This is a genomic window from Kitasatospora sp. NPDC059973 (assembly GCF_042737525.1).
Classification (GTDB): domain Bacteria; phylum Actinomycetota; class Actinomycetes; order Streptomycetales; family Streptomycetaceae; genus Kitasatospora.
The window spans coordinates 1-5,751 of the sequence record NZ_JBHWUI010000290.1; the positions used below are offsets into that span (position 1 = coordinate 1).

Below are 5,751 nucleotides of genomic sequence, written 5' to 3' on the forward strand. Positions count from 1 at the left end.
GGCCTCGGCGGCGGCCGGCCTCGGCACCCGGCCGCCGCCCGGGCCGGACGCCGTGGCCGCCCTCTGCGCGGCCGCGCGGCGGCCGCTGCTGATCGTGCTGGACGGCCCCGAGGAGGCGCCCGTCCCGCTCGACCGGGCCTGGCTGCGGGCGGCCGGGGAGTGGCTGACGGCGGTCGGGGCCCGGCTGCTCACCGCGTGCGGGGACGAGGCCTGGGAGCTGCTGGCGGGCCTCGACGACCACCGCGCGGCGGCCGGGCCCGGTACGGCGCCGGCGGGGTGTCCGCGGCACGGCGGGGACGGCCCGCCGTGGGACCGGGAGCCGTGGGCCGGTGACGAGTTACCGGCGGGCGGCACCACGGCCGGGCCGGCCGGGGCCGGTTGCCGCTGCGCGGGGGCGGCCGGGAGCTTCGCCCTCCACCGGCTCGGCCCGCTCCCGGCCGAGGCCGCCGACCGGGTGCGCCGCCGCTACGGGCTGCCGCCGGACTGGACGTCGGCCGCGGACGCCCGCCACCCGCTCGCCGTCCGGCTGGCCGGGGAGCTGTGGGCGCAGGGGCTGCGCGGGGAGCCGGTGGGCCGCGGCGAGCTGTTCGCGGCCCACCTGGACCTCTGCTGCCTGCGGGTGGCCCAGCGGATCGCCGCCGACGGGCGGCCCCGGCGCCCGGGCGCCCACCGGCGGGGTGCCGGGCGGCCGGCGGGTCCGTCGCCCGGCCGGGTGCGCAGGCTGGCCGCCGCGGTGGCCGGGCGGGTGCACGAGGCGGCCCGGCGGATGCTCGGCGCGGAGCAGGGCGGGCTCGGCCGGGCCGCCTTCGAGGAGCTCTTCCCACCCGGCAACTGGGCGGCCGCGGTGCTGGCGGAGGGCCTGTTCGTGCCCGCGGGGCCGGGCTTCCGGCTCGCCCACGGCGAGTTCTCCGACTGGCTCCAGGGCCTGCACCTGGACCTGGACGCGGCGCTGCGGCTGCTCCTCGGCGAGGCCGAGGACACCCCGCCGCCGGGGGAGGCCCGTACGGTGCCCCGGCACCGCGTCGCCCCGGTGGCGTCCGCGCTCGGGCGGCTGGCCGAGACCTGGGGCGCCACCGCCCTGGACCCGTGGCTGCACCGGCTCTGGCGGGCGCTGGACCTGCGCCCGCCGGGCAGCGAACCCGGCTGGTGGGCCGGCCGGTTGCTCGCCGCCGGGCTGGCCGCCAGCCCCGATCTGGACGAACACCGGGCGCTGCTCGCCCAGTTGGCCGGCCGGATCGCCGAGGTGGCACCGGCGGCCGGCGGGTTCGAGCGGCTCCCGGCGGCCGGTCTGGGCCGCTTCGGTCCGCGGTTCTGGACCGGTCTGGGCCTGCCGGTCGAGAGCGAACTGGCACTCCTGCGCCGACTGGTCACCGCCGACGGACCGGCGCGGCCGTTCCTCGCCGCCACGGCCGAGCGGCTGCGCGCCGACCCGGCCCGGGTGATGCCGCTGCTCTGCGCCTGGTTCGACGACCCGCGCGGGCTGCCCGGCCGCCCCGGCACCACCGTCGCCGACCTCGCCCACGACCTGCTGTACCACCACCGCGCGCTGGCCCTGGACGACCTGACGGAGGCGCTGGCCGACGCGGCGCACCCCCGGGCGGACGCGCTGCTCACCGTGCTCGCCGGTGAGGAGCCGTCGGCGCTCTGCCGCGCCGTGGACCGCTGGAGCCACGACCGGCGGCCCGAGCGGCACGTCGCCGCCGCCGTGCACGCGCTGCGCGCCGCGCCGTACGCGCGCGGGGCCGGACCGGAGTTGCTGCGGTTCGCCGCGCTGGCCCTGCTCGCCCGCGAGGAGGAGCCGTGCCTGCACGGCGCCGCGCTGGCGCTGCTGGTGCGCGACCCCCGGGCCCGGGCCCGGCACCTCCCGGCCGCGCTGGCGGCGTACCGGCACGGCGAGGACCGCTTCCTGACCGCCCGGGCGCTGGCCCCGGCGCTGGAGAGCGATCCCGAGCCCGTCCTGGCCGCGTTCGCGCAGCGGCTGGCGGCCCCCGGCGCGGCCGTCGCCGAGACGCTGCGGGTGCTGGCCGACGCCCGGACGCCGCAGGCCACCCGGCGCGGCGCCGAACTGGCGGCCCGGCTGCTGCGGGAGCGCCCGGCGCTGGCGGGCGCGGTCGCCGTCGACTACCTGGGCCGCCGGCTGACGCGTGGCGCCGCCGGGGGACCGGCCGCCCGGCTGGAGCTGCGGGTGCTGCTCGGCAGCGCCCTGGCGGCCGGTCCGGTGGCGGTGCGGCGGCCGTTCGCCCAGGTGCTGGCGGTCCCGGTGGCCGACGCCGAGGCCGACGCCCTGCGCTGCGAACTCCTGGACACCCTGCTGGCCACCGAGGGCGACCAGGAGGTGCTCGCCGCCGTCGTGGAGCGGCTGGCCGAGCACTGCGCGGCCGAGCGCCCGGCGCGGGCCCGGACGGTGCTGGCCCGCGCCGCGGCCGGGCTCACGGACGCGGACGAGCTGCTGGCCCGCTGCGCGGGCCGTTCGGCGGCGTTCGCGCTGCTGCTGGCCCAGTGGCCCGAGGGCGAGACCCCGGCCCGGCCCGCCGACCCCCGGTCGGCCCGGTTGCGGGAGCCGGCGGCGGCCGGGCGCGACCCGCGGGAGGCCGCCGCCGAGGCCGGGCGGGAGGCGGACCGGGCGACCCCCCGGGAGCCGGTTCCCACCCCGGTGTCCGGGACCGGACAGCCGGCGGTGCGCCCAACCCGCCTTCCGGTGCCGAAGCAGGGGCGGGCGCATGGCACGCTATAGGGGTTCGGGTTTGAGCGTTTGAGCGTACAGAAGGTACGCGCCGTAGGGAACAAGGAGCGGTCAGGGTGCAGCGCTGGCGTGGCCTGGAGGAGATCCCCGGGGACTGGGGACGCAGCGTCGTCACCATCGGGTCGTTCGACGGTGTGCACCGCGGGCACCAGCTGATCATCAACCGGGCGGTCGAGCGCGCCCGTGAGCTCGGCGTCCGCTCGGTCGTGGTCACCTTCGACCCGCACCCGAGCGAGGTGGTCCGCCCGGGCACCCACCCGCCGCTGCTCGCCCCGCAGCCGCGCCGCGCGGAGCTGATCGAGGCGCTCGGGGTGGACGCCGTCCTGGTGCTGCCGTTCACCTCCGAGTTCTCCCAGGAGTCCCCGGAGACCTTCGTCCGGCAGGTGCTGGTGGACGCGCTGGGCGCGCGGCTGGTCATCGAGGGGCCGAACTTCCGCTTCGGGCACCGCGCGGCGGGCGACGTCGCGCTGCTGGCCGAGCTGGGCCGGGCCGCCGACTTCGACGTCGAGGTGGTCGACCTCCAGGTGCGCGGGGCGGCCGGGGACGGCGAGCCGTTCTCCTCCACCCTCATCCGGCGGCTGGTCGCGGCCGGTGACATGGCCGGCGCGGGCGAGGTGCTGGGCCGCCCGCACCGGGTCGAGGGCGTGGTGGTGCGCGGCGCCCAGCGCGGCCGCGAGCTGGGCTTCCCGACGGCCAACGTGGACACGGTGCCGCACAGCGCGATCCCGGCCGACGGCGTCTACGCGGGCTGGCTGACGGCGGACGGCGAGCTGATGCCGGCCGCGATCTCGGTCGGCACCAACCCGACCTTCGACGGCACGGCCCGCACCGTGGAGGCGTACGCCATCGACCGGGTCGGCCTGGACCTGTACGGGCTGCACGTCGCGGTCGACTTCCTCGCCTACCTGCGCGGGATGGAGAAGTTCGACTCGATCGACGCGCTGCTGGACCGGATGGCCGACGACGTGAAGCAGGCCCGCGAGCTCACCGACGGGGGCTGACCGGACCGGTCGCGGATGCCGAAAGGGCCCGCCGGGCCGTCCACGGATTCCCTGGATCCACGGACGGCCCGGCGGGCCCTTTCGGTTCGCTACGGCTGCGGCTGCTGCGGGTAGCCGTACCCGGCGGGGGGCGGCGGCTGCGCGCCCGGCTGGGGCTGCGGGTAGCCGTACCCGCCGGCCGGCGGCTGGGGCTGCTGCTGCCAGTCCTGCGGGGGCTGCTGGGCCCCCGGCTGGGCCTGCGGGTACCCGTAGCCGGGCGGGGGCGGCGGGGCCTGCCCCGGCTGCGGGGCCCACGGCGCGCCGGGCGCGGGCCCGCCGGCCGGGTAGCCGCCCTGGCCGGGCTGCTGGTACGGCTGCTGCTGGGCCTGCTGCGGGTAGGGCTGCTGCGGGTCCGCGTACGGCTGCGGCTGGCCCGGGTAGGGGGCGGTGGGCTGCGGGGGCTGGTGGGCCTGCTGCTGCCAGCCGGACTGCTGGGCGGCGGCCTGCTGGGCGCGGACGATGTCCTCGCCGACCAGGGTGGCGAGTTCGAAGTACGCCTCGCGGACCTTGGGCCGCATCATGTCGAGGTTGACCTCGGCGCCCGCCGCCAGGCTCTCGTCGAACGGCACCACGATGACGCCGCGGCAGCGGGTCTGGAAGTGCGCGACGATGTCCTCGACCTTGATCATCTTGCTGGTCTCGCGGACCCCGGAGACCACCGTGATGCTGCGCTGCACCAGGTCGGCGTAGCCGTGCGCGGAGAGCCAGTCCAGCGTGGTCGACGCGGAGGAGGCGCCGTCCACGCTCGGCGTGGAGACGATGATCAGCTGGTCGGCGAGGTCCAGCACCCCGCGCATCGCGCTGTACAGCAGGCCGGTGCCGGAGTCGGTCAGGATGATCGGGTACTGGCGGCCCAGCACGTCGATGACCTGGCGGTAGTCCGAGTCGTTGAAGGTGGTCGAGACGGCCGGGTCGACGTCGTTCGCCAGGATCTCCAGGCCCGAGTGCAGGTCCTGGGAGGTGAACTGACGGATGTCCATGTAGCTGCGCAGGTGCGGGATGGCCGTCACCAGGTCGCGGATGGTCGCGCCGGTCTGGCGCTTGACCCGGCGGCCGAGGGTGCCGGCGTCCGGGTTGGCGTCGATCGCGATCACCTTGTCCTGGCGCTCGCTGGCCAGGGTCGCGCCGAGCGCGGTGGTGGTCGTGGTCTTGCCGACGCCGCCCTTGAGGCTGATCACCGCGATCCGGTAGCAGCTCATCACCGGCGTCCGGATGACCTCCAGCTTGCGGCCGCGCTCGGCCGCGGCGGCCTTGCCGCCGAACTGGAAGCGCGGCTGCTGGCGCTGCTGCTTCGGCTGGTTGCGCAGCAGCCGGTCCGAGGAGAGCTCGACGGCGGCCGTGTAGCCGAGCGGTGCGCCGTGCGAGACCTGCTGCGGGGCGGCGGACTGCTGGAACGCGGCGGGTGCCTGCGGGACCCCGGACTGCTGCTGCCACGGCTGGGCGGGGCTCGGCTGCTGGGGCTGGGGCTGCTGGGGCTGGGCCTGCTGCTGCGGCGGCTGCTGGTACGGGGCCGGCTGCGGCCAGCCGCCCTGGCGGGGGTCGACCGGGGGTGCTTGCGGGCCGGGCGCCTGGGGGCCGGGTGCCTGCGGGCCGGGTGCCTGCTGGGCGGCCGCCCAGGCGGCGGCCTGCTGCTCCTGGGGATCGGCCGGCTGCTGCGGCGGCGCCGGCTGCGGCCACGGCTGGGCCTGCTGCGGCGGCTCCGGGTACGGCTGCGGCTGGGCGTACGGCTGCGGGTCCGCGTAGGGCTGGGGCTGGGCCTGCTGCGGCGCCTGCTGCTGGGGCTCGGCGTAGGCCGGCGGCTGGGCCTGCTGCGGCGGCCCGGGGTAGGGGTGCGGCTCCGCGTACGGCTGCTGCGGCGGGGGCACGGCCGGGCCGGGCTGCTGGTGCGCGGCCACGTCGGCCGGCGGCCACGGCTGGGCCGCCGCGGCCTGCGGCTGCTCGGGGGCGGGGCCCGGCGCCGGGGCGGGC

Annotated in this window: 2 protein-coding genes and 1 pseudogene; 2 read left to right on the forward strand and 1 reads right to left on the reverse strand. The window is 78.6% G+C overall.

Going from position 1 to position 5,751, the window contains the following annotated elements; all coding sequences use genetic code 11:
- Positions 1–2,734 (forward strand): annotated as a pseudogene (locus tag ACFWA9_RS37895) (hypothetical protein); the annotation flags it as partial.
- 65 nt (positions 2,735–2,799) lie between these two features.
- A complete protein-coding gene (locus tag ACFWA9_RS37900) occupies positions 2,800–3,744 on the forward strand; it encodes a bifunctional riboflavin kinase/FAD synthetase (RefSeq protein WP_380393903.1) in 945 nt (314 codons plus the stop codon).
- 89 nt (positions 3,745–3,833) lie between these two features.
- Here the strand turns inward: ACFWA9_RS37900 and ACFWA9_RS37905 are convergent.
- A partial coding sequence (locus ACFWA9_RS37905) for a MinD/ParA family protein (protein ID WP_380393906.1) occupies positions 3,834–5,751 on the reverse strand: 1,918 nt, incomplete at its 5' end.